Consider the following 24,164-nt stretch of genomic DNA (forward strand, 5'->3'; position numbering starts at 1 on the left):
CAGATTTTGTTACGCTAGTCCGCCCTAAGTCTGGGCGGTTTTTTGTTGTTTCCATTACAGCTGGAGAAATTAGACTTTGAGTAGGATGGTCAAGGCATGTCCGCTGATAGTAAAATGAGAAAATAATGATTGACGGATGCGGGAAAAGGACGGCGATACGTCAGTAGTCCTTCCCGAATCATTCGGATGATCGAAAGGAGGGGTGTGCATGCGGATCGGCGTGTGGGGTGGCGGGGCGTTGGGGCTGTTGTGGGCTGCACGTCTGGCTACGTTATATCCGGAGACGGTATTGGTGACGCGAACACGGGAACAGGCTGATGCCGTCCAATATGAAGGGATCCACGTCATTGGGCAGGACGGAGATGTGGAGCAGATTCCGGTGCAAGCGGTGGAATCAAACAAAGTGACCGACTCGTTTGATGTCATCATGTTGATGGTAAAACAACGTGATTTCACCACGGCATTTCATCAGGCGCTGTCCACCTGCACACCGGATGGGGTGGTTGTTTGCTGGCAAAACGGTGTGGGCCACGACGCCGTCGCGAAGGAAACTCATCACACTCAAGAAGTATATGGAGCTGTCACCACCGAAGGGGCTTGGCGGGAGAGTATGACAACCGTCCGTCATACCGGTACCGGGCAAACGTGGATGGGACCGCTTCTCGGAAAAAGAGAGGATCATCCGTCTTCATTGCGATCGTTCATCGATCGGGTGGATCGCCGGTGGTGCCCGGTTGCGTTAGAGGATGATATACAACCCCGGATATGGAGAAAATTGATCATCAACAGTGTGATCAATCCGTTGACAGCATTGTTGGAAATAGAAAACGGCGAACTGCTCCGTCTGCCGGACGCCGTAGCATTGATCCGGGAAGCGCTGGAGGAGGGAGTCGCGGTTGTGCGGGCGAAAGGGTTTCGGTTGGAGGTTGACGATATTTTCAATGAGGTGAAAGTGGTTTGTGAAAAGACGGCCACCAACCGGTCCTCGATGTATCAAGATCTGATGCGAGGGCAATTGACGGAGATAGACTGGATCAACGGGGGAATCGTCAAGGAAGGACGCGCTTACGGGATCCCAACCCCTATTCATGAAACCCTGATTCGGTTGATTCATATCAAAGAAAAAAGAAACCGTCGTTAGCGACAATCGATATCGCTTTTTCATTTCCATTCACCGTGTGATATCATAAGAAATGGATAATGCAGTCAAATTACCTCAATCTACCCGTATAAGTGTGGAGGATCGCGGAGTCGGGTGCAGGGGGCAACGATCCCATAAGACTGACAACCATTCTGATATAATCTTGTCATCAATGAGAGAAACACTCGTTTCAATTAAGAAAGTCAAGGATCGGCAGGGGCAACACAGGGGGCGATCTTCACCATGCCGACAGTGAAAACGCGCATCGTGGATACATATGTGATCGCGATCTTTCTCAGTACCCTGGACATTGAGATCGTGACGCCCATACTTTCTTCTATCGCGGCCGACTTTGATCTGACACCCCGGTGGGCGGTATGGATGGTCGCTGTATATTTGGCGGTGTTTTCCATTGCATTGCCGGTGATGGAACTGTGGCCTGTTCGTCAGACGCGGGAGCGTCTGTGGCTGCTGGCTCTGTTTTTGTACGCAGTCGGTTCGTTCGTAGTGAGCGTAAGTTCTTCCTGGTCCTTGCTCTTGACTGGACGTATGCTGCAAGCACTGGGGTCTGGTGGAATGGTCCCTCTGTTTGCCGTTGCGATCCGTCGATGGATACAAACAAGCCGTCCGTATATCCGCATCGGGCTCACTTTGTTGTTGGCGGGTGTGCTGGTTGTCCTGCCCCTGCTCTCTGGGTGGACGGCCAGCTTTTTTCACTGGCGGTGGTTGTTTATTCTGCCCATCCCGTTGGTGATCATATTGTTTTGGGTGGTTCCGCGATCAACATCAGGATACGGTCGACGTTCGCAACCGTTGGATATCATCGGTGTCAGCTTTTTCGGCTTAATGCTGTTTTTTGCGATGGCGGCCATGGCGATGATGAATCCGGATGAAGGTTGGAGAGCGGTTATCGCGCCTCAAGTGTTGCCGCTGTGGATCATGGCATTGGGGATGGTAGTCCCGCTGTTTATGGTGGAGAAACTGGTAGGGGCACCGTTTTTTACACCGACGATCTGGCAGGATCGCCGATTGTTGCTGTTTCATGTGTTCGTCTTCCTCACCGGCTTCAGTTGGTCATCCGTCGTGCTGATTCCGGGATGGATAGGTTTTTTGATGCCGGAAATCGGGAATGCAGAAGGGTGGAGCTTAGCACTGATCGCAGCCTCAGCCAGTGGTTCCGTGCCGTTGTCGCGCTGGTTGGCCTCCCGTAAAGGGTGCCATGCCAATTTTACGTTGGGATTTGTGCTGTTGTTTATCGCTGATTGGTTACTGGCTCAAATCCAGGCGCCCTGGACGGTATGGGTCGCATTGGGATTGTGGGGGGCGGGTCTGGGGTTCACTTTGAGTGCGCCGCTTCACCTATTGTTGTTGCAATGGCTCCCCTCGCGGCAAGTCCGCGTTGGATTGATCGCTGCCGGTATGTCACGTGCGGCGGGTGGGGCACTGGGATTGATTGCGTTGGCGTATGTGTTGGGACCGGTGGATCCGGACCTCTGGTACCGCCATATCGGATCGATGTATCCGCACTATCCGCGTGCGATGGAGTTGGCGGCAGGTGTTTCGGCGATCGGTTTTTTGTCCACCTTTCTACTGCCTCGAAAGTCGGTAGAGCGGACGAAATCGGCCGGTTGACCACGGATGGTTGTTCCCGGCAGCAGTATTCGTGTTATACTTGGAAGCAGTCAGAGGAGAGAAAAGGGGTATCGAATGAGAACGCAAGGCATCCAGTTTAAGCCGGCCCACCCAATGGTGGCAGATTATATGAAAAGTTCTCCTTCCGTTCGCCCTTTCTATGGGTATGACCCGTACGCGGAATCATCATTTCGCGTGAGGGCAGAACGGATATTGAGCCGTTCGCGGTCGGTCTCACGGCAAGCGTTGGTCGATGTCCTGCGGTCTTATCTTAGGGATGAGGAGATCCATCCGGCTGTGGAACAAAACTGGAAACGGTTGACCGATCCTGACAGCTTGGTGGTGATCGGTGGCCAGCAGGCCGGCCTGTTGACGGGACCGTTGTATACGATTTACAAGGCGGTCACGTTGATTCAACTGGCCCGACGTGAGGAAGCGCGTCTGGGACGACCAGTGATCCCTGTTTTTTGGATAGCTGGAGAAGACCATGATGTGAATGAAGTGGATCATATTACCCTCCCTTCGGGGGATCAGCACCATCCCATCCACAAACACCGGTTGCATGTTTCTGTCGAAGGGCGGCCGTCCGTCGGACAGATCGAAATCGAGGGTATCGTATTGCGGGAATGGTTGGACCAACTGTCCCACCTGCTGCCGGACACCGAGCACAAACGGGAGGTGTTATCCCGTTTGCAGCGGCTGGGCGGTAACCGGGTCAACTGGAGCCGGTACTTTGCCCAGTTGATGCATGAACTGTTCGGGCAGTGGGGATTGTTGCTCGTCGATTCAGCTGACCCCGGGCTCCGGCGATTGGAAGTGCCTTTTTTTGAAGAGTTGATTCGGGACCGGGAGGGATTGGCCGTCACTACCTGGCGGCAGAAGGAGGCCGTTGAAGCAGCCGGGTATCCATCGCAAGTGGATGTCAATAGCAATCAAGCTCATTTGTTTTTGCACTTGAACGGAAACCGGGAGGCGCTCTATCTGGACAACGGGCAGTTTGTCACCAGGGATGGTGCCCATCGATGGACAGCAGAGGCGTTATTGGATATCGCCTGTACGCATCCGGAGCGATTGAGCAACAACGTGATCACACGCCCGTTGATGCAGGAGTTTTTGTTCCCCACATTGGCCGTGGTGGTCGGACCAGGTGAAATCGCCTATTGGGGATTGCTCAAACCGCTGTTTGAGCGTTACGGGATGGAGATGCCGCCGTTGGTGCCCAGAAGGCACTATACATTGGTGGACCGGGCGTCGGCCAAATATCTGTCCCGTTTCTCCCTGACGTGGGACGACGTCGTCGATCATCTGGAAGAGAAAAAGCGGGCATGGTTGCAGGCGCAACAAACAGTGGATGTAGAGTCGCTGTTTGCTCAGGCGCAATCCGCCATCGACCAGATCTACGAGCCATTGATCGCAGAAATTGCTTCAGTGGAAAAGGGTTTGGTTGCGCTGGGAGAGAAAAACAGGGAAAAAGTGCACGAACAGATCCAGTACCTGAAGAAGAAAACAATCCAGGCGATTGAGCGGCGACATGCCGTTGACCTGCGTCAGTGGGATCATTTGGGGACAATGTTGCTCCCCGGGGGTAAATGGCAGGAACGGGTATATAACATCGTTTACTTCTGGAACCAATATGGTTTGGAATGGTTGGAGTGGTTGGTGGAACAACCCCTTCCTGAAGCAGATCGTCATTGGCTGGTATACTTGTGAGAAGTAATGCAGATAAAGCACGCTGTTGACCGAACAGTTGTGAAAAGCAGCCGTCTCCCGGCTGAGCGATTCTGAATAGGGATACTGTGCAGACGCAGAAGACGGGCTATTCGCGGCATCTTTGCTATCAGCCTCAGCTAAAGGGTTTTCACCGTCTTGTTACCATACGGCGGACTGGAAGTCGGTCAATGGGGGGCGGGACGGCTGAATGACACATAGATATCCATAACGAAATGATGTAAGGAGGACTGTTTCATGAACGTACGAGAAACGAGCATGGTGAAAGATTTGAGCTTGGCGCCCCAAGGTCGTCTCAAAATCGATTGGGCACGCGAACACATGCCGGTGTTGAACCGGATTCGTGAAAAATTCATCGCTGAAAAGCCGCTGGCCGGTCAGAAAGTGGCGATCTCGCTTCATTTGGAAGCGAAGACGGCCAATCTCGCGGAGGTGATCCGGGACGCTGGTGCGGAAGTGACAATCACCGGCAGCAACCCGTTGTCGACACAGGACGACGTGTGTGCGGCATTGGTTGAATCGGGCATTCAAGTGTTTGCCAGATACAACCCGACACCGGAAGAGTACAAGGAGCATCTGATTCGCACTCTGGAAACCCGTCCGGATCTGATCATCGACGATGGTGGGGATCTGGTGGGTATCCTGCACGCCGAACGTCCAGACTTGATCGAGCAAATCAAAGGCGGATGCGAAGAGACGACGACCGGTATCCTGCGCCTGCGCGCATTGGAAAAAGCGGGTGAGTTGAAATTCCCGATGGTGGCGGTCAACGACGCTTACTCCAAATTCCTGTTCGACAACCGGTACGGTACCGGACAATCCGTGTGGGACGGTATCATGCGCACGACCAACCTCGTCGTAGCCGGCAAAACGGTTGTCGTTGTGGGGTACGGCTGGTGCGGCCGAGGGGTGGCCATGCGTGCCAAAGGTTTGGGTGCACGTGTGATCGTCACCGAGGTGGACGCGATCAAAGCGACCGAAGCGCACATGGATGGTTTCACCGTGATGCCGATGATGGAAGCAGCCAAATATGGCGACATTTTCGTGACCGTAACCGGCAACCGCGCTGTGATCACCGGTGATCATTATCCGTTGATGAAAAGTGGAGCCATCTTGGCCAATGCGGGTCACTTCGATGTGGAGATCGACAAACTCGCGTTGGAAGAGCAAGCGGTCAGTAAGCGCGTTGTACGCAAGGACATTGAGGAATTTGTGATGCAAGACGGGCGGAAGATCTACCTGCTCGGAGAAGGCCGGTTGGTCAACTTGGTTGCAGGCGACGGACATCCGGCGGAGATCATGGACATGACCTTTGCCCTGCAAGCCCTGTGCCTGCTTTACGTACATGACAACCATGAAAAAATCGGTCGTCACGTCATCGACGTTCCGTATCATCTGGACGAACAGGTGGCTCGTTACAAACTTGAGTCCTTGGGTGTGCAAATCGACGATCTGACCGAAGACCAAGAGGAGTACCTCGCTAGCTGGAAAGTGTAAGGGTTGACAAAAAATTGAATTCCTATCAAAAAATCCTGCGCCTATGCGCAGGATTTTTTAGTATGCCCGTGGTATAATTTACAATGTGGTGGAAAGTGGGGGGAAGTGGAGGGAAGGGGGTAGCGAGGGGAGGGCAGTTCCATGTTCATGGGTGAATACCGGCATGCCATCGACGAAAAAGGTCGTTTGATCATCCCGTCGAAATTTCGCGAAGAGTTGGGCGCGCCGTTTGTGATCACCCGTGGCTTGGACAACTGTCTGTTTGCATACCCTCGAACGGAGTGGAAACAACTAGAGGAGAAACTGAAGTCGCTGCCGTTTACCCGTGCGGATGCGCGCGCGTTTACCCGCTTTTTCTTCTCCGGCGCGATTGAAGCCGAGTTGGACAAGCAGGGGCGGGTAACCCTTCCTGCCAATCTTCGTCAGTATGCCAAACTGGAAAAAGAGTGTGTCGTCATCGGCGTTTCCAACCGAGTGGAAATCTGGAGTGGAGAATCGTGGGAAGCTTACTACGCGGCCTCTGAGGATTCGTTCAACGAAATCGCGGAAAAGCTCGTAGATTTCAATCTGGAATTGTAGGAGAAAAGGATGAACAACTGTGTTTCAACATGAGACCGTGCTCAAACATGAAGCGGTGGAGGGGCTGAATGTTCGGCCGGACGGCGTGTATGTCGACTGTACGCTGGGGGGAGCGGGTCATACACGCCTGATTGCGGAACATCTCGGCCCAGCCGGTACCGTGATTGGCATCGATCAGGATGATGCCGCTTTGCAAGCGGCGCATGAACGACTGCGCGACGTGGGATGCAGAGTCCACTTGATCAAAAGCAATTTCCGGCGGTTGAAGGAAATATTGGCATCGCTGGGTTTGGAACGAGTGGACGGTGTCTTGTTTGACCTTGGCGTGTCTTCGCCGCAGTTGGACGAAGGCGAACGAGGATTCAGCTACCACCGGGACGCGCCGTTGGACATGCGGATGGACCCCGAAGCGCCTCTAACCGCCCGGGAAGTGGTTAACACTTGGCCCGAAGCGGAGTTGGCGCGCATTTTATCTCAATATGGAGAGGAACGGTTTGCTCGGCGGATTGCCCGGACGATCGTCAACCGTCGAAGGGTTTCCCCGATCGAGACGACGGGAGAGTTGGCGGAGATCATCAAGGTAGCCATCCCGGCACCGGCACGTCGAACGGGCCCTCATCCGGCGCGTCGTTCGTTTCAGGCGATTCGCATCGCGGTCAATGACGAGCTAAACGCCTTTCAATCGGCATTGGAGCAGGCGATTGACGGCTTAAACCCGGGAGGGAGGGTGGCCGTGATCACCTTTCATTCATTGGAAGACCGGATCTGTAAACGCACGTTCCAGGAGAAAGAAAAACGTTGCGCTTGCCCGCCGGAGTTTCCGGTTTGCGTCTGCAATCAACAACCGGTTTTGCGTGTGATCACCAAAAAACCCATCCTGCCGTCAGAAGAAGAGATCAGAGAAAATCCGCGAGCCCGATCGGCCAAATTGCGCATCGCGGAGAAATTATAGGAGGGTCAGAGATGAAAGAATACCGGGGAAACGTCGCGATGGCTGTTGTGGAGGAGCGCCGGCGGGGCACCCGGCAATCCAAACAGCCCCGAACGGAGCGGGCGCACGGATTGACCACCGGCGAGAAGCTCCTCTATTTGTTGAGTGTGGTAGTTTGCGTCGCACTTGCCTCTGTTATCCTCTCCAAATACGCCGAACTGACGGCGCTCAATCTCTCCTCCCAACAAATGGACCGCCAGATCCGGGAGTTGCAGGAGACAAACCAACAGCTGGAAATCCAACAGAAACAGTTGTCCAGCGACGAGCGCATTCGTGAATATGCGGAACAGAAAGGGATGAAGCGGGTGAAGTCTTACAAGATGTTGCCCGTTCCCGGTCAATCTTCCGCCGCCCAGCAACAGAAACCAGCCAACCATGAGGGGTGAATACGAAGAAACAGATGGAAAAAAGCAAAAGCAGCCAGTTGCGTTCACTGGTGATCGGGGTATTCTTTATCCTTTTGTTCATGGTGATAATCGGTAGACTGTTCTGGATTCAGACCGTGGACGCATCCGATCTTCGCAGAAAGGCGGAAGCCAACTGGCGAATCAACAAGGTGCTTGAACCTCGCCGCGGAACCATCATGGACCGCAACGGCAACGTACTGGTTCAATCCATGCCCGCCTATGTCATTGCCGCAGATGTGAGCTTGGTAAAAGATCCTCGCGCCTATGCCAAGAAATTATCTCCACTGTTGGGTATTCCCGAGGACAAACTAGTGGCCAAACTGTCTAAGAAAAAAGGTCAGGTCGAATTGCGGGACGGCAATAACTACAAAGTTTCCCCGCAAACACGCGATCGGATCATGAAGTTGGATCTGGATGGGATCTATTCGTATCCTGCAACGATGCGCGTCTATTTGGAAGGTCCATTGGCGGCGCACGTACTGGGGTTCATTAATATGGACAATCAAGCGACTGGCGGCGTTGAACAGCGTTATGACTCATTACTTCGCGGCCAGCCTGGTTCCTGGTCGTTTCAAAAAGACGCCAACGGTTGGAAGCTCTCAGGTGGAGTTGAAACATTTCAACCGCCACGGGACGGGAAAAATTTGATGCTCACTATAGACAATCGCTTGCAATATGAAGTGGAGCGAATTTTGGAACAAGCGATGCGACGATATCAAGCCAAAGCGGCGACCGCGATCGTGGCGAATCCTGACACCGGCGAGATTTTGGCGATGGCCAATCGTCCCACATTTGATCCGAGTCGTTATGCCAAAACATGGAAACCAGGGATCAACACGACCAATTTAGCCGTCAGCAGTCAATTCGAACCCGGTTCCACGTTTAAAATTGTGACGCTGGCGGCCGCAATCGAAGAAGGGGTGTTTCATCCGGACGAAACGTATCCCTCCGGCTCGATTCAAGTGAAAGACCGGGTGATACACGATTGGAACGAGACGGGATGGGGGGTAATTCCGTTCCGGCAAGGGGTATATCTGTCGAGCAACGTGGCCTTTGTCATGTTGGGGCAAGCATTGGGAGCAGACCGGTTGGAAAAGTATATCGACCGGTTCGGATTCGGCCGCATCACCGCTAAGGCCGGCCGGAAAACGGGGATCGACCTTCCGGCGGAAGCGCGCGGCGTTTTCTACGGCCGGCCGTTGTATCCGTCGGAATTGGCCACTACCGCTTTCGGACAGGGAATCGCAGTGACGCCAATCCAACAGGTGGCGGCGGTATCGGCGATTGCCAACGGCGGAAAATGGGTCCAACCACATGTGGTCAGGGCGATCCAGGATCCCGAACGACACGGAAGGATGCAAATGATTCGACCGCGGACCCGAAATGTCATCTCCGACAATACTGCCGCAGAAGTAAGGCAACTGCTGCGCGGAGTGGTGTTGTACGGCACCGGCAAAGAAGCGGATCTGCCCGGCTACGACATTGCCGGGAAAACAGGAACGGCGCAAAAAACATCTCCCCATGGCGGTTACATTCCGGGAGAATACATCGTTTCCTTCATCGGATTTGCACCTGCTGATCATCCCAAAGTAGTGGTTTACGTGGCGATTGATGCGCCAACTGTTTCAGGTGGTGCCACGGGCGGCACCGTCGCGGCACCGATCGCCAAGGAATTGTTCCAAAAGGCGTTTCAAGTCCTGCACATCCCGCCCCGTACGAGTACTGAAACCGCTCCTTGAAGCATCGGTGGGAGCGGTTTTTCCATTGGGCGTCATCTCCTTCAAAAGAAGCAGGACATGATGTTGAAGGAGTTTTTTGACGTGGCTTCTTGTCATGTTCTTCCCATTCCGGGAATAGGTTGTCTCATAGGATATCCTGTTCGGGGAGGGGAGCGGATTGCGCATCTCCAGCGCGATGGTTCGCCGTCGATTGTTCGCGGCATTGATTGTGGTAATCGTTTTGTTTGCGGGATTGTTGGGTCGCTTGGCCTACGTACAACTCGTCAAGGGAGATTGGTTGACGGAGCGAGCGGAACAGTTGTGGAACCGTAATATTCCGTTTGAGGCGAAGCGGGGGCGAATTTTGGATCGTCAGGGGAAAGTGTTGGCATACAACATCAGCACGCCTTCAGTCATGGCGATTCCGGCTCAGGTGAAGGATCCTGCGGAAACCGCCCGCTTGTTGGCGCGGATTCTGAAAGCTCCCGAGGAGAGTATCTATCGGCAAATCACCAAACGTTCGCTCACCGTTTGGATAAAAGAAGGGCGCAAAATCTCAGAAAACGAGGCCAGAGACATTCAGGCGTTGCGTCTGCCAGGGATTGCCGTGACGGAAGACAGCAAACGCTATTATCCCCATGGTGCTATGGCCGCCCATGTACTGGGGTTTGCCGGTATCGACAATCAGGGCCTGGCCGGTTTGGAATTGGAATACGACAAACGTCTTCGCGGGGTGAGAGGGTACGTTTCCTTCAAGGCCAATGCACGGCATGAAAAACTGCCGGGCGGCGTTGAATCGTTCACCCCACCCAAAGACGGAATGGATCTGGTCACAACGATCGATTTATATATTCAGAGCGTGTTGGAGCGGGAAATGGACCAGGCGATGGTACAATATCAACCGGAAAACGTGCTGGCCATTGCGATGGACCCGCGTACGGGAGAAGTGTTGGGCATGGCCAGCAGGCCCACATTTAATCCCGATCATTACCGGGATGCCGATCCAATGGTTTACAACCGCAACTTACCGATCTGGAAAACCTTTGAACCTGGGTCCACCTTCAAAATCATCACGCTGGCAGCGGCGTTGGAAGAGAAAAAGATCAGCTTGACGGAAGGGTTCACCGATCCCGGTTTTATCAATGTGAGCGGTGCCCGGCTGCGTTGCTGGAAGCATGGCGGGCACGGGCACCAAACCTTTTTGGAAGTGGTGGAAAACTCCTGCAACCCTGGGTTTGTCAATATGAGTCAACGGCTGGGGGAAGAGAAACTCTTTTCCTACATCCGTAAATTCGGATTCGGTCGGAAAACGGGCATTGACCTGAACGGGGAAGCCAAAGGGATCCTCTTCTCCCCCGAACGAGCAGGACCGGTGGAAGTGGCGACCACCGCATTTGGCCAAGGCGTGTCAGTGACGCCGATTCAGCAGGTGGCGGCTGTTTCGGCGGCGATTAACGGCGGTTATCGGGTAGTACCCCATTTGGCCAAGGCATGGTTGGACCCGGAAACGGGCCATGTGGTGGAAAAGGAGGATCCTGGGAAGAAAGAACGGATTATCTCCGAAGAAACCTCGCGCAAGGTGAGAGAGGCACTGGAATATGTCGTTGCCAAGGGAACGGGGAGAAAAGCGTTCGTCGACGGCTACCGTGTCGGCGGAAAGACGGGAACAGCGCAAAAGGTGGGACCGGACGGACGATATCTGCAAAACAATCACATCGTATCGTTCATCGGGTTTGCCCCTGCCGACGATCCAAGGTTGGTCGTCTATGTGGCGGTGGACAATCCGAAAGGGATCCAGTTCGGCGGGGTGGTCGCTGCTCCGATCGTGGGGCGCATATTGGATGATAGTTTGAGATATTTGGGTGTTCCTAAACGGAAAAACCAAGTTCCTCCTGAAAATACACCTACTTCAGTTCCCTATGTGGAGATTCCCGATTTGATCGGGGAAAACGTGAGCCAGATCCGCAACAGCTTGTATTCCTTCCCCCTTCTGGCGACGGGGCGCGGATCTTATGTGGTGGACCAACTTCCGCAACCGGGACAACGGGTAAAAAAGGGAACACCGATTCGAATCTACTTGGGTGACAAATCGGGAAAAGGGGATTAAAATAGGGATGTGCAAAAATCATCATGCCAGGAACCTACCTGGCATTTCTCGTGTCTTTTTCTTTTTTCAGGGTCGTTTCATTTCAACTGGAAAAATCGGAGGAGGAGCGGCTTGATGAAATTAAATGAGTTGCTCCGGCCGCTCGTCATCGCGAAAGTGGTCGGAAATGCCGACATCGAGATTACTGGGATCGAGACGGACTCCCGCAGGGTACGCCCCGGCCACCTGTTTGTGGCCTTGCGCGGGTTTACCGTGGATGGTCACCGCTTTGTTCGCCAAGCGGTCGAACAGGGTGCCGTCGCTGTGCTGGTGGAAGAAGACGTCGACGTACCCGTTACGAGCGTACACGTACCGGATACCCGGCGGGCGATGGCTGTGCTGGCGGCCACGTTTTATCGCCATCCGACCCGAGAATTGAAATTGATCGGGGTGACTGGTACCAACGGAAAAACAACCACCGTGCATCTGATTCAGCGTATTTTGAACGATTCCGGCACTCCGGCCGGCATGATCGGCACCATCCACATGCAGATCGGCGATCGCACCTACCCGGTTCAAAACACAACGCCGGATGTCGTTGAACTGCAAAAAGGATTCCGCATGATGCGGGACGCTGGATGTGCTTACGCGGTGATCGAGGCATCGTCACATGCTTTGGATTTGGGGAGAACCCGGGGATGCGAGTTTCATTCCGCCGTGTTCACCAACCTGACGCAGGATCATCTGGACTATCACAAAACGATGGAAGAGTACCGGGCGGCTAAAGGCTTGCTGTTCAGCCAGCTGGGCAATCGTTACGAAGACGATCCGGCCGACAACCGGTACGCGATTTTGAATGCGGATGACGAGGCTTCCGCTTATTTTGCCCGCATTACCCCGGCACAGGTGATTACATACGGCATCGAACAGGCCGCCGATGTGCGGGCCGAACAGATCCGCCAGGGTGCGGACGGTACGCGGTTCGTGTTGCGCACGTTCCGCGGCGATGTCGATCTCCACTTGCAATTGGTAGGCAAATTCAACGTCTACAACGCGCTTGCTGCTACGGCAACCGCATTGGCCGAGGGGATTCCACTCGAACACATCAAGCGGAGCCTGGAATCGGTTTCCGGTGTCAACGGCCGGTTTGAAAAAGTGGATGAAGGTCAACCGTTCACCGTGCTGGTGGATTACGCACACACACCGGACAGTTTGGAAAATGTGCTGAAAACGATTCGCGAATTTGCCGAAGGCACCATACTATGCGTGGTGGGGTGCGGTGGAGATCGTGACCGGACCAAGCGTCCCATCATGGCGAAGATCGCTGCAACTTACGCGGATGTCGCCCTGTTTACGTCGGACAACCCCCGCACCGAAGATCCGGAGGCGATCCTCGCGGATATGGTGGAGGGCGTGAAAGAAGTGCCGAAAGACCGGTACGATGTGATCGTCGACCGTCGGGAGGCCATTTTCAAAGCGATCCGTCGGGCGCGTCCGGGTGATGTGGTATTGATTGCAGGGAAAGGGCACGAAACGTATCAGGAGATCAACGGCGTGCGCCATGATTTTGATGATCGGGAAGTGGCCAGAGAAGCGCTGCGTTCGTGAGAGCGGGAGGAACGAGTATGATCGAACAAACGTGTGAATGGGCGTCCAGGGTGACGAACGGTCGTTTGGTGGGGACTGTGTCCGACCGTCGTCTCGTGTTCAAGGGTGTGTCGACTGACACCCGCACGATGCAGCCGAATCAGCTGTACGTGCCGCTGGTGGGAGAACGTTTTGACGGGCACGATTTTTGGCGGGATGCGGTCGACAAGGGAGCCGCCGCCTGTTTGTGGCAACAGGACCGGCCTGTACCCGAGACGGCGAAAGTGCCGTTTATTCTGGTGTCGGATACCCTGGAGGCGTTGCAGGCGATGGCATCAGCCTATCGCGACACGTGGTCGATTCCGGTCGTCGCCGTGACAGGCAGCAACGGGAAGACGACCACCAAAGACCTGATCGCATCCGTACTGTCGCTACGCTATCGTGTACACAAAACACAGGGCAATCTGAACAACCACATCGGCGTGCCTTTGACTCTATTGTCCTTGCCCAGGGAGGCGAAAGCAGCCGTCGTGGAAATGGGCATGAACCACAAGGGGGAAATTGCGCTCTTGTCGCGGATTGCCAAACCGGATGTGGCCGTCATCACCAACATCGGTGAGTCGCACCTGGAACACCTGGGCAGTCGTTCCGCCATCGCCGATGCCAAATGCGAAATTGGCGAGGGATTGGCCCCGAACGGCACCTGGGTGATTAACGGGGACGAACCGTTATTGTTGGAGCGAGTGAGGCGAGAATCACGCAGAGTGGTGAAAATCGGTTGGGGGGGCGATAATGACGATCGTCCAGAATCGATCAGCTTGGATGGGTTGTCCGGCATTTCTTTCACTTCTGCACAGACGGGGGCGCGCTTTTCCATTCCGCTCCTGGGTAGACACAACGCTGTCAATGCGCTGATGGCGGCCGCCGTCGGCAGGTTGTTAGGTTTGAGTGAAGAAGAGATCGGCCGAGGATTGTCTGAAGCACAATTGACAGGGATGCGCTTGGAGCTAAGGAAGACGGCGAAGGGCATGCTAATCATCGATGACACATACAACGCCAGCCCCACTTCCATGCGAGCCGCCATCGACCTGCTTATGGAACTGGATGAGGGAAAAGAGAAGTGGGTGCTCCTGGGCGACATGATGGAAATTGGTGCCCAAGAAGCGGCGTATCACCGTGAAATCGGGCGGTATGCCGCGGAAAAAGGTGTGTCCCGCGTCTACACGCTGGGAGAGAAAGCCCGGTGGATAGGTGAAGGGGTGACATCGGCCAATCCCACCATCCCGGTTCGCCATTTCAAGACACGATCAGAAGCGGCTCAAACCTTGCAGGAACAGGGGGAACCGCAGGTGATCCTATTGGCGAAAGCATCCCGGGCTGTCAAACTGGATGAGGTTGTGAAAGATTTAACAAAAGGGGAGAAAACAGACTAAAATGGATACGATGGACATTCGCCTCTTTTTGATTCCGCTGGCAGTGGCGCTAGGGATCACAATCCTGCTCGGACCAATGGTGATTCCGGTTTTGCGGCGGTTGAAATTCGGTCAGAGCATCCGCGAGGAAGGACCGCAGGCACACATGAAAAAAGCGGGAACCCCCACCATGGGCGGTATCATGTTTTTGACGGCAATCGTGTTGACGGCCATTCCGTTTAGTGCAGCACTCCCGTTTGGTAACAACATCGTGGAGAATGTAATTAATCCGGACTTGTTTTTCCTTGTATTCGCCACGTTGGGATACGGGATTCTCGGCTTTTTGGATGACTACATCAAGGTCGTGATGAAGCGGAACCTGGGGTTGACCGCCAAACAGAAGCTGTTGGGGCAGTTGTTCATCGGCCTGGTTCTCTTTTGGGTATTGCTTGAGGTTCGTGTGTATCATGAAGGAACCATCGGGTACATTTTTTCCGTTCACATTCCGGGAACCGGTCTGGAATGGCATCTGAACTGGTTGTATCTCCCGTTGCTGCTGTTCATCATGATCGGTACATCCAACGCGGTCAACTTGACCGACGGTTTGGATGGCTTGGTGGCAGGGACAGCGGCGATCGCCTATGGCGCTTTTGCCGTGATCGGTTGGATGCAAAGCAACATCACCGTCACCATTTTCTCAATGGCCGTGGTGGGGTCTTTGCTGGGATTCCTGGTGTTCAATGCGCACCCTGCGAAGGTTTTCATGGGCGATACCGGTTCATTGGCATTGGGAGGCGGTTTGGCGGCGCTCTCCGTCATCACGAAGACGGAATTGTTGTTGCCCGTCATCGGGGCGGTATTCGCCGTGGAAACATTGTCCGTGATGTTGCAAGTAGCCTCGTTTAAGCTACGCGGCAAACGGATTTTCCGTATGAGCCCGCTTCACCACCATTTTGAGTTGTCTGGCTGGTCGGAATGGCGTGTGGTTACCACCTTCTGGTTTGCAGGGTTCATCTTTGCGCTTTTGGGCATCTATCTGGAGGTGTTCCTATGATGTTGCGCGACGCCGAAGAATGGGCCGGCCGATCCGTGGTCGTACTCGGTCTGGCCAAAAGCGGTGCGGCAGTGGCCAAGCTGCTCCACCGTTTGGGCGCGCAAGTGGTGGTGAATGACAAAAAGCCACGGGAAGCATGTCCCGAGGCAGATGAGCTGGAAACGCTCGGGATTCAGGTGATTTGCGGTCACCATCCTGACGATTTGCTGACGAATGGTGTGGACATACTCGTCAAAAACCCGGGGATTCCCTACTCGGCTGCCCCGGTTCGTCAGGCACAGGAGATGGGAATTCCCGTTATCACGGAAGTGGAGGTGGCGGGCGGATTAACCGCTTCCCGGTTGGTCGGCATCACTGGTTCCAACGGGAAAACGACCACCACTTCCTTAGTGGGGCAGATGCTCTCGACTGGGGGAATTCCATCCCGGGTCGCCGGCAACATCGGCATGGCGTTATCGGATGTGGTGCAGGAAACCCGGCCTGATGAATGGCTGGTGGTGGAGCTGAGCAGTTTCCAGCTCAAAGGGACGGAACGTTTCCACCCAGATGTGGCCGCCTTGCTCAACGTTGTGCCAGCCCATTTGGATTATCACGGGACGATGGAAGACTACATCACCTCCAAACAGCGTCTGTTCCGGAATCAGACGTCGGAGGATGTAGCTGTGTTCAACTGGGATAACCCGGTATGCAGGGAAACGGCGTCGGTGGTGAAAAGCCGCGTGTGGTGGTTCAGTCGTCGGGAGCCGGTCCCACGCGGTGCGATGGTGGAAGACGGGTGGATTCGTCTGCGGACGGATAAAGGGGAAGTCTCGTTGCTTCCAGTAAAAGAGGTGGCACTACCGGGGGCACACCATCTGGAAAACGCACTCGCCGCCGCCGTGATCGCCCATCTTTGCGGATGTCCGACGGATGCAATCGTGAATGTACTCCGTACCTTCCGCGGTGTGGAGCACCGGTTGGAATACGTGGGGACAGTGGACGGTGTCGCGTATTATAATGACTCCAAAGCTACCAATGCCCAGGCCGCGATTCGGGCATTGGAATCCTTTGAGCAGCCGATCGTGTGGATCGGAGGCGGCTTGGATCGCGGAGTGGATTTTCACGAATTGGTTCCGGTTTTTGCCCAGCGAGTGAAGGCAGTGGTGGCGTACGGACAGTCGGCTCCCATCTTGCTCGCGCGTGCCGAAGAGGCCGGGGTGCCCATTCGTCGGGGCGTGAAGGATGTGGCGGAAGCGGTCGCGGAAGCGAGCAGGGCTGCACAACCGGGCGACGTGGTGCTGTTGTCGCCGGCATGTGCCAGCTGGGATATGTACACTTCGTTTGAGGAGCGGGGAAGCATTTTTAAACAAGCCGTGCATAGGCTGTAGAGAGGGCTTGCCCAATCCGACGAACGAGGTGAACAACGCCCATGTCCAAAATGCGAACCAACCCGGATTACGTGATCGTCACGGCGATTCTGTTATTGCTGGCCATCGGGGTCATCATGGTGTACAGCGCCAGTGCCGCCTATTCGTATCATCGGTACGACGACGCGTTTTTCTATGCAAAACGTCAGTTGTTGTTCGCAGGTTTGGGCGTATTCCTGATGTTTGTGATTTCCAATCTGGACCCCCGGCGGTTTGCTGAGTGGGCCAGGCCTGGTATCATTCTCTGTTTCCTCCTGTTAATCGTGGTATTGGTCCCCGGAGTGGGCCTGTTGCGTGGCGGTGCGCGCAGTTGGTTGGGGATCGGTGCGTTCAGCATTCAGCCGTCGGAGTTTATGAAACTGGCGATGATTGCGTTTTTGGCCCGCTATCTTTCTGAGCACGTTGATGGTATGCACCGCTTCATAACGGGTCTTCTCCCTCCATTGGCCATTGTAGGTGCGGCATTTGCCCTGATCATGATGCAGCCTGACCTGGGTACAGGAACCGTATTGGTGGGGACGGGGATTGCCATGATCTATGCCGCGGGGGCCCGTCTTTCCCACCTGGGCGGTTTGGGATTGTTGGGTGTAGGTGGGTTTGCTGCGTTGGTGTTGGCTGCACCCTACCGGATCAAGCGGATCACAGCATTTCTCAACCCGTGGCAAGATCCGCTGGGTGCCGGATATCATCTCATCCAATCACTCTATGCGATCGGTCCCGGCGGATTGATGGGCTTGGGTCTCGGCATGAGCCGGCAAAAACATCTTTATTTGCCGGAACCACATACGGACTTCATCTTTTCGATCTTGGCGGAAGAGCTGGGTTTTATTGGTGCAGGCACGGTGATTGTGTTGTTTGCGATACTGGTGTGGCGGGGGATTCGAGTGGCTATTATGGCTCCCAATTTGTTCAGCAGTTTGCTGGCTACGGGGGTGACGGCGATGATCACCATTCAGGCCGTCATCAACATCGGCGTCGTCACCGGGGCGTTTCCCGTCACCGGGATTACGTTGCCCTTTTTAAGCTACGGTGGCTCTTCCCTGACACTGACGCTTGCCGCTGTGGGCATTTTGCTCAATCTGTCCCGCTACACCAGGTAAAGACACCAAAGAATGCGGGGGATGAATATGAAACGGATTTTGCTTTCCGGCGGTGGTACGGGTGGACACATCTATCCAGCTTTGGCGGTGATGCGGGAAGTACGCAAACGTTATCCCGACGTGGAAGTGGGATATATCGGTACGGAAAACGGATTGGAATCCCGCATCGTCACCAAAGAGGAGAACATCCGCTTCTTTACGGTGGAAATCCAGGGCTTCCGGCGGAAACTGACGTGGGAAAACGTGCAGACCATTTCCAAATTTATCCGTGCCGTCAAAAAATCGAAAGAATACATAAAGGAGTTTCAACCCGACGTGGTGGTGGGTACAGGAGGTTATGTGTGCGGCCCGGCCGTATATGCTGCCCACCAGTTGGGTATTCCAACCTTGATCCATGAACAAAACGTCATCGTGGGCTTAACGATTCGGTTTCTGTCCCGTTTTGTCGACACAGTGGCGATCAGTTTTGAAGGAACGGAGCAACATCTCCACAGTGCCAAACGGGTAATTCATGCCGGAAACCCCCGCGCGACGGAGGTGGTGCATGCGGACCCTGTGGCCGGTAGGGAGTCGCTTGGTCTCACTGGTTCGGACAAGCCGATCGTTCTGTTCGTCGGTGGCAGTCGGGGTGCCCGTCCGATCAACGAGGCGGTGTTGCAGATGGTGCCGCTGATGGCGTCGGCCTCCGATATCCAATTCGTTTATGTCACGGGGGAAGCTCACTATGATGACGTCGTGGCCAAAGTGGGTGAACAGACCAGCGGGAACTTGATTATTCGCCCGTTTTTGTATAACATGCCAGATGTCTTAGCTGCCACGTCCCTGTTCGTGGGTCGGGCCGGAGCTTCGACATTGGCGGAGTTGACCGCTCTGGGACTGCCGTCGATCCTGATTCCGTCACCTTATGTCACCAACAACCATCAGGAAGCCAATGCCCGACTGCTGGAGAAAAAGGGCGCGGCTCGGGTCTTGTTGGAAAAAGAGTGCAGCGGCGAAACCTTGTTTGCCATGATCAAGGAGATTCTCGGAGATCGGGAGCGGCATCAATCGATGAGCACGGCGGCCCGTCAGCTGGGGCGACCGGATGCAGCGGAGGTGCTGGTGGATGAACTGGAACAATTGGTACGCAATCACAAAAATTAGACGGATCCCTAATAGGCGGTCGTCACATCAAACGGAGGCGGGCATAAGATATCGTATATCACGCTCCGCTCACGCTTTGTGCAAGGTTGGTCGAGGGGGGAAACAGGAATGAAGGAAGTCGTACGCGATTTGGAACTGGCTGGCGTTCAAAATGTGACATTGAACGAACCTTTATCCCGTCACACGACATGGAAAGTGGGCGGGCCTGCGGACATCTTCATTTCTCCCCGCAACAAGGCGGAATTGGAGCGGACGATGGCTGTTGTGAGGAAACACGGTCTGCCGTGGCGCGTGATCGGACGTGGGTCCAATTTGCTGGTCAGAGATGGTGGTATTCGTGGTGCGGTGATCAAACTGGGAGCCGGTTTTGATGATTTGAAAGTGGAAGGCACCCGTGTGATCGTCGGTGGAGGTTATTCCGTCATCCGTTTGACATCGATGGTCGCCAAACATGGATTGACGGGATTGGAATTTGCAGGTGGCATTCCGGGTAATGTGGGGGGCGCCGTATACATGAACGCGGGGGCGCACGGCTCGGAAGTGTCGCGAGTGTTGGAGTCGGCCGAGGTGTTATTGGAAACGGGCGAGTGGATCACGTTGACCAATGAACAACTGGAATTCCAATACCGCACATCATCCTTGCAAACCAAGTACCGGGGCATCGTAACCGAAGCCGTTTTCCAACTGCAATATGGTGACCGGAAGGAGATTGCCTCCATCCTGGCCCGCAACAAAGACCGACGTCGGAAAACCCAACCTCTGCAATATCCGTGTGCGGGTAGTGTGTTTCGCAACCCGCCGGGAGACCATGCCGGACGACTGATCGAAGCGTCCGGATTAAAGGGGTATCGCGTGGGCGACGCGGAAGTCTCCACCTTGCATGCGAACTTTATCATCAACCGGGGCCAAGCCACGGCGAAAGATGTTCTCACCCTAATTCATCACATCATCCGGACGGTGGAAGAGAAATTCGGAACTACCTTGGAGCCGGAAGTTCAGGTGGTGGGCGAGGGGTAAACGGAGGTGGAACATTGGAGCATTTTCTCATCGAGGGTGGAAAGCCTCTGTGCGGAACCGTTCGCATCCAAGGTGCCAAAAATGCGGCTCTTCCCATCTTGGCCGCCACGGTGCTGGCCGACGGTGTACATGAATTGTACGATGTCCCTCGTTTGTCGGACATCGATGTGATGGGCTGCATCTTGGAAGCACTCGGCGCGAAGGTCACACGGTTTGGTAACCGTGTTGTGGTGGATACGACCACACTTCGAACCTCCCATATCCCCGACACCTTGATGCGGCGGATGCGTTCGTCCATCTTTTTGATGGGCCCGTTGTTATCCCGTTTTCAGGAAGTGAGCGTCACACGGCCCGGCGGCTGTGCGATCGGTGCCCGTCCCATTGACTTGCATTTAAAAGGACTGCAGATGCTGGGGGCGCAAATCGAAGAAACGGGTGACCTGATCCGTTGTACCGCCAAGCGCTTGGTCGGCACAACGATCCGTCTGGATCTCCCCAGCGTAGGTGCGACCGAAAACGTGATGATGGCGGCGGTATTGGCGGATGGTATCACCGTGATCGAAAATGCCGCACGTGAGCCTGAGATTGTGGATTTACAACGCTATCTGAATCAAATGGGCGCCGACATTGAAGGCGCAGGAACGAATACGATCATTATCCGCGGGGTGAAGCGGTTGCGGCCGGTTCCCTACGAAATCATCCCGGATCGAATCGTGACGGGAACACTGGTCGCAGCGGCCGTGGCCACATCCGGCGAAGTCACCCTCACCCACACCATTCCGGAACATCTGCACTGCATGTTGTTATTGCTCCGACAAGCGGGTGCCGAGATCCAAACGAATGGAGACACGTTGTGGGTCCGTGGCAGCAGAGAGCTGAAGGCCGTGGGAGAAATCCATACAGAGCCATATCCCGGCTTTCCGACCGACTTGCAACCGCAGATGATGTCACTCTTGACGCTGGCTGAAGGAATCAGCGTCATCAGAGAGAGGATCTTTGACGCACGGTTGAAACATGTTGACGCACTGCGGAAAATGGGGGCGGATCTTGAGGTCGTGGACAATTCGGTGCAAATCCGCGGGGTGCGTGCGCTCAGCGGCACACAGGTGAAAGCCACCGACCTACGCGCCGGTGCGGCGTTGGTCATCGCGGGTCTTGCCGCTCATGGTACGACTAGTGTGTATGGTGTTGAGCATATTGAACGAGGATATGATAGGCTGGACCAGATGTTTCAACGGTTGGGAGGCAGGATTCAGCGGGTTCCAGACCAAATTCCTTCGATGGAAAGCGGCACTTTGTGATGTGCCGCTGTTTTTGTGAGACATCATCGAAAAGGGAGCATGTGGAACTTTTTTCATTTTTGAGGGCAGGGATCACGGGTTTTTTGTGGTAACATAGATAAATGACACCACCTCCAAAGAACCACGCGGTCAAATGGGTCCCAATCGGGAAAGGAGATACTTTGGATGGAACAGCGGATTCCGCCTTTCCGCCTGCCGCACCGCTCCGATCGCCCGTCTACCCGATGGGCGAATTGGGTGATATTGGGTTTTTTCACCGGGATATTGGTGATCTTGTTTTTGCAATCACCACTCGGAAAAGTGGAACGCATTCAAATCGAGGGGAACCGGTGGTGTTCCGAAAAGGACTTGGTGAAACAATCGGGATTGAAGCAGGGTATGTCCTTTTTCGGATGGAGCAACGAAGATGTTGAAATGCGGTTGCGTTCGATCCAGGCGGTTCGCTCGGTGAAAGTCTCCAAGCGTTTTCCAGGAACGGTACATATTCGTGTAACGGAATATCCACAAGTAGCTTGGTGGGACGCGGGCCGAACGCGGTTTCCCGTATTGGCCAACGGTACGGTCCTGCACCGGTCCCATGCCCCGGCAACCAGGGAGCATCATCCGTTGCTGACCGGATGGCGTGACGATCGTGCAGCGGCAACGCTGGCCAAAGCGTTGGTCGGTTTGCCCCCGGACATTCATCAGGACATCATTTTGGTGAAACCTGTCGAGCATCCGACCTATTCGGATCTGGTTGGCGTTGTCACGCGAGAAGGCCATTTGGTCAAAGTGAGAGTGTCGGATTTTCGGGAGAAAATGGCCCTATACCCCGCTTTTCGAGATCACCCCCGAGGCACCTTGTACTTGATGGATACCACGTGGTTCATCCCTTCCTATCCGAAAGCGAATGGTTCCACCGATAACAAAAGGTAAAATGAGTTGTTATTTACTAACTTCTGTAACTCTTTTTAAACAAACATGGTGAACAGAAAAAATTGGGAAGGAAAAAGGGGAAAGCATGGTGGGTGTTGAATTATTGGAGTAATGTTTTTCCCTTCACTCCCCCCTGTCTTGAAATAAGTACCAATGTTTTTCCACCACACAGAGATCGATTCCCGGGCAAGGAGGTGCCCAAGATTGAGCAACGGAGGATACATCGTCACCTTAGATATTGGAACATCCAGGGTCCGATTGATCGTCGCCGAAGTGCATGCGAACGGAAACATCCATATTGTCGGCGTCGGTTCGGCGGTCTCGCGGGGGATGAAGAAGGGAGCCATCATCGATATTGACCATGCCGTGCAGTCCATTCGGGAAGCGGTGGATGACGCGGAGCGAATGGTGGGAATAGAGGTTTCGGAAGTGTTTGTGGGGATTTCCGGCAACCACGTTTCGTTGCAGCCCAGCCACGGGGTTGTAGCGGTTTCCAGCGAAGATCGGGAAATCGGTTCTCAGGATATCGAACGGGTATTGCAAGCGGCCAGAGTGATCGCATTGCCGCCGGAGCGGGAAATCATTGAAGTGATGCCGAAACAATTCATCGTGGACGGATTGGGTGAAATCCGCGATCCGCACGGGATGATCGGCGTTCGCCTGGAAGTGGATGCCTTGATCGTCACCGGGGCCAAGACGGTGATCCACAATGTGTTGCGGTGTGTGGAAAGAGCGGAGTTGAGCGTGGCCGGCATGCTGCTGTTGCCGATGGCGACGAGTGAATTGTGTTTATCAGCGGACGAGAAAAACTTGGGAGTGGTTATGGCCGATCTCGGTGGAGGAACCACCACGATCTCCGTGTTCCAACACGGACATTTGGCGGCCACCGCCGTCATCCCGGTCGGTGGGGACAACATTACGAACGATATCGCCATCGGTTTGCAGACGGATACGGAAACGGCCGAAAAGATCAAGCGACAGTATGGTGTCGCATCGGTGCAGGAAGCTTCCAAAGAGGTTACGTTTCAGATACGGACCATCGGCAGCCAGCGGGAAAAGAGCGTGACCCAGTGGGAGCTCGCACAGATCATCGAACCGCGTGTCGAAGAGTTGTTTCACCTTATCCAGCAACAAGTGGAAGAGCTCGGCTTTTCCAAGAATCCGGTCGGCGGGTATGTGTTGACTGGCGGTGTGATGTCCTTGCCCCATATCTTAACCGTGGCCCAGGATCAGCTGGGTCAGGCGGTCCGGGTGGCTGTTCCTGACTATATCGGCGTACAGGACCCTTCGTATACCGCCGGCATTGGTATGGTGCATTATCTGTTGAAACGGCGGATGGTTCGCCTGGTGGAACCGGATACCGAAAGCCCGACACGTGCGAGGAAACCAAAGGGTCCATCACCGCTGGAACGGATGAAAAATTGGTTGAGCGAGTTCATTTAAAGCGCGG

At 54.6% G+C, this 24,164-nt stretch carries 19 protein-coding genes; all 19 read left to right on the forward strand.

What is annotated here, in order from left to right; translation table 11 throughout:
• The first annotated feature begins 208 nt into the window (after positions 1-208).
• A complete protein-coding gene (locus NWF35_RS13855) occupies positions 209-1,141 on the forward strand; it encodes a ketopantoate reductase family protein (RefSeq protein ID WP_301239876.1) in 933 nt (310 codons plus the stop codon).
• Positions 1,142-1,384: 243 nt separating this feature from the next.
• Entirely contained in the window at positions 1,385-2,773 is a 1,389-nt protein-coding gene (locus NWF35_RS13860) for an MFS transporter (protein WP_301239878.1), read from the forward strand.
• A 75-nt stretch (positions 2,774-2,848) separates the two neighbouring features.
• The gene (gene bshC, locus NWF35_RS13865; protein ID WP_301239880.1) at positions 2,849-4,483 is read left to right on the forward strand and encodes a bacillithiol biosynthesis cysteine-adding enzyme BshC; all 1,635 of its coding nucleotides are present in this window, start codon (positions 2,849-2,851) and stop codon (positions 4,481-4,483) included.
• 255 nt (positions 4,484-4,738) lie between these two features.
• Positions 4,739-5,998, forward strand: coding sequence for an adenosylhomocysteinase (locus NWF35_RS13870; RefSeq protein ID WP_301239881.1), 1,260 nt, complete (start codon positions 4,739-4,741; stop codon positions 5,996-5,998).
• Positions 5,999-6,139: 141 nt separating this feature from the next.
• Positions 6,140-6,577 (forward strand): division/cell wall cluster transcriptional repressor MraZ, encoded by a 438-nt coding sequence (mraZ, locus tag NWF35_RS13875; protein ID WP_301239883.1) that lies wholly within the window; start codon positions 6,140-6,142, stop codon positions 6,575-6,577.
• Positions 6,578-6,596: 19 nt separating this feature from the next.
• Entirely contained in the window at positions 6,597-7,529 is a 933-nt protein-coding gene (gene rsmH, locus NWF35_RS13880; RefSeq protein WP_301239884.1) for a 16S rRNA (cytosine(1402)-N(4))-methyltransferase RsmH, read from the forward strand.
• Between the two features lie 11 nt (positions 7,530-7,540).
• Positions 7,541-7,954 (forward strand): cell division protein FtsL, encoded by a 414-nt coding sequence (gene ftsL / locus NWF35_RS13885; RefSeq protein ID WP_301239885.1) that lies wholly within the window; start codon positions 7,541-7,543, stop codon positions 7,952-7,954.
• Positions 7,955-7,968: 14 nt separating this feature from the next.
• A complete protein-coding gene (locus NWF35_RS13890; protein WP_301239886.1) occupies positions 7,969-9,714 on the forward strand; it encodes a peptidoglycan D,D-transpeptidase FtsI family protein in 1,746 nt (581 codons plus the stop codon).
• 157 nt (positions 9,715-9,871) lie between these two features.
• Positions 9,872-11,800 (forward strand): stage V sporulation protein D, encoded by a 1,929-nt coding sequence (locus NWF35_RS13895; protein ID WP_301239888.1) that lies wholly within the window; start codon positions 9,872-9,874, stop codon positions 11,798-11,800.
• Positions 11,801-11,914: 114 nt separating this feature from the next.
• The gene (locus tag NWF35_RS13900; protein WP_301239890.1) at positions 11,915-13,387 is read left to right on the forward strand and encodes a UDP-N-acetylmuramoyl-L-alanyl-D-glutamate--2,6-diaminopimelate ligase; all 1,473 of its coding nucleotides are present in this window, start codon (positions 11,915-11,917) and stop codon (positions 13,385-13,387) included.
• Positions 13,388-13,404: 17 nt separating this feature from the next.
• Positions 13,405-14,799, forward strand: coding sequence for a UDP-N-acetylmuramoyl-tripeptide--D-alanyl-D-alanine ligase (locus NWF35_RS13905; RefSeq protein ID WP_301239891.1), 1,395 nt, complete (start codon positions 13,405-13,407; stop codon positions 14,797-14,799).
• 10 nt (positions 14,800-14,809) lie between these two features.
• Positions 14,810-15,832, forward strand: a complete 1,023-nt coding sequence (gene mraY, locus NWF35_RS13910) for a phospho-N-acetylmuramoyl-pentapeptide-transferase (RefSeq protein WP_301239963.1) — start codon at positions 14,810-14,812, stop codon at positions 15,830-15,832.
• A complete protein-coding gene (murD, locus tag NWF35_RS13915; protein ID WP_435873903.1) occupies positions 15,829-17,199 on the forward strand; it encodes a UDP-N-acetylmuramoyl-L-alanine--D-glutamate ligase in 1,371 nt (456 codons plus the stop codon). Before mraY ends, murD begins: the two co-directional genes overlap by 4 nt.
• Positions 17,200-17,240: 41 nt before the next feature.
• Positions 17,241-18,338, forward strand: a complete 1,098-nt coding sequence (spoVE, locus tag NWF35_RS13920) for a stage V sporulation protein E (protein WP_301239892.1) — start codon at positions 17,241-17,243, stop codon at positions 18,336-18,338.
• 27 nt (positions 18,339-18,365) lie between these two features.
• A complete protein-coding gene (gene murG, locus NWF35_RS13925; protein WP_363321622.1) occupies positions 18,366-19,481 on the forward strand; it encodes an undecaprenyldiphospho-muramoylpentapeptide beta-N-acetylglucosaminyltransferase in 1,116 nt (371 codons plus the stop codon).
• 108 nt (positions 19,482-19,589) lie between these two features.
• Positions 19,590-20,498, forward strand: a complete 909-nt coding sequence (murB, locus tag NWF35_RS13930; RefSeq protein WP_301239894.1) for a UDP-N-acetylmuramate dehydrogenase — start codon at positions 19,590-19,592, stop codon at positions 20,496-20,498.
• Between the two features lie 14 nt (positions 20,499-20,512).
• Complete coding sequence (gene murA / locus NWF35_RS13935) at positions 20,513-21,799, forward strand: UDP-N-acetylglucosamine 1-carboxyvinyltransferase (protein WP_301239895.1); 1,287 nt, start codon at positions 20,513-20,515, stop codon at positions 21,797-21,799.
• 165 nt (positions 21,800-21,964) lie between these two features.
• A complete protein-coding gene (locus tag NWF35_RS13940) occupies positions 21,965-22,714 on the forward strand; it encodes a cell division protein FtsQ/DivIB (RefSeq protein ID WP_301239897.1) in 750 nt (249 codons plus the stop codon).
• A gap of 204 nt (positions 22,715-22,918) precedes the next feature.
• Positions 22,919-24,157, forward strand: coding sequence for a cell division protein FtsA (gene ftsA, locus NWF35_RS13945; RefSeq protein WP_301239898.1), 1,239 nt, complete (start codon positions 22,919-22,921; stop codon positions 24,155-24,157).
• Positions 24,158-24,164: the final 7 nt, after the last annotated feature.

Source organism: Polycladomyces subterraneus, from assembly GCF_030433435.1.
Taxonomy (GTDB): domain Bacteria; phylum Bacillota; class Bacilli; order Thermoactinomycetales; family JIR-001; genus Polycladomyces; species Polycladomyces subterraneus.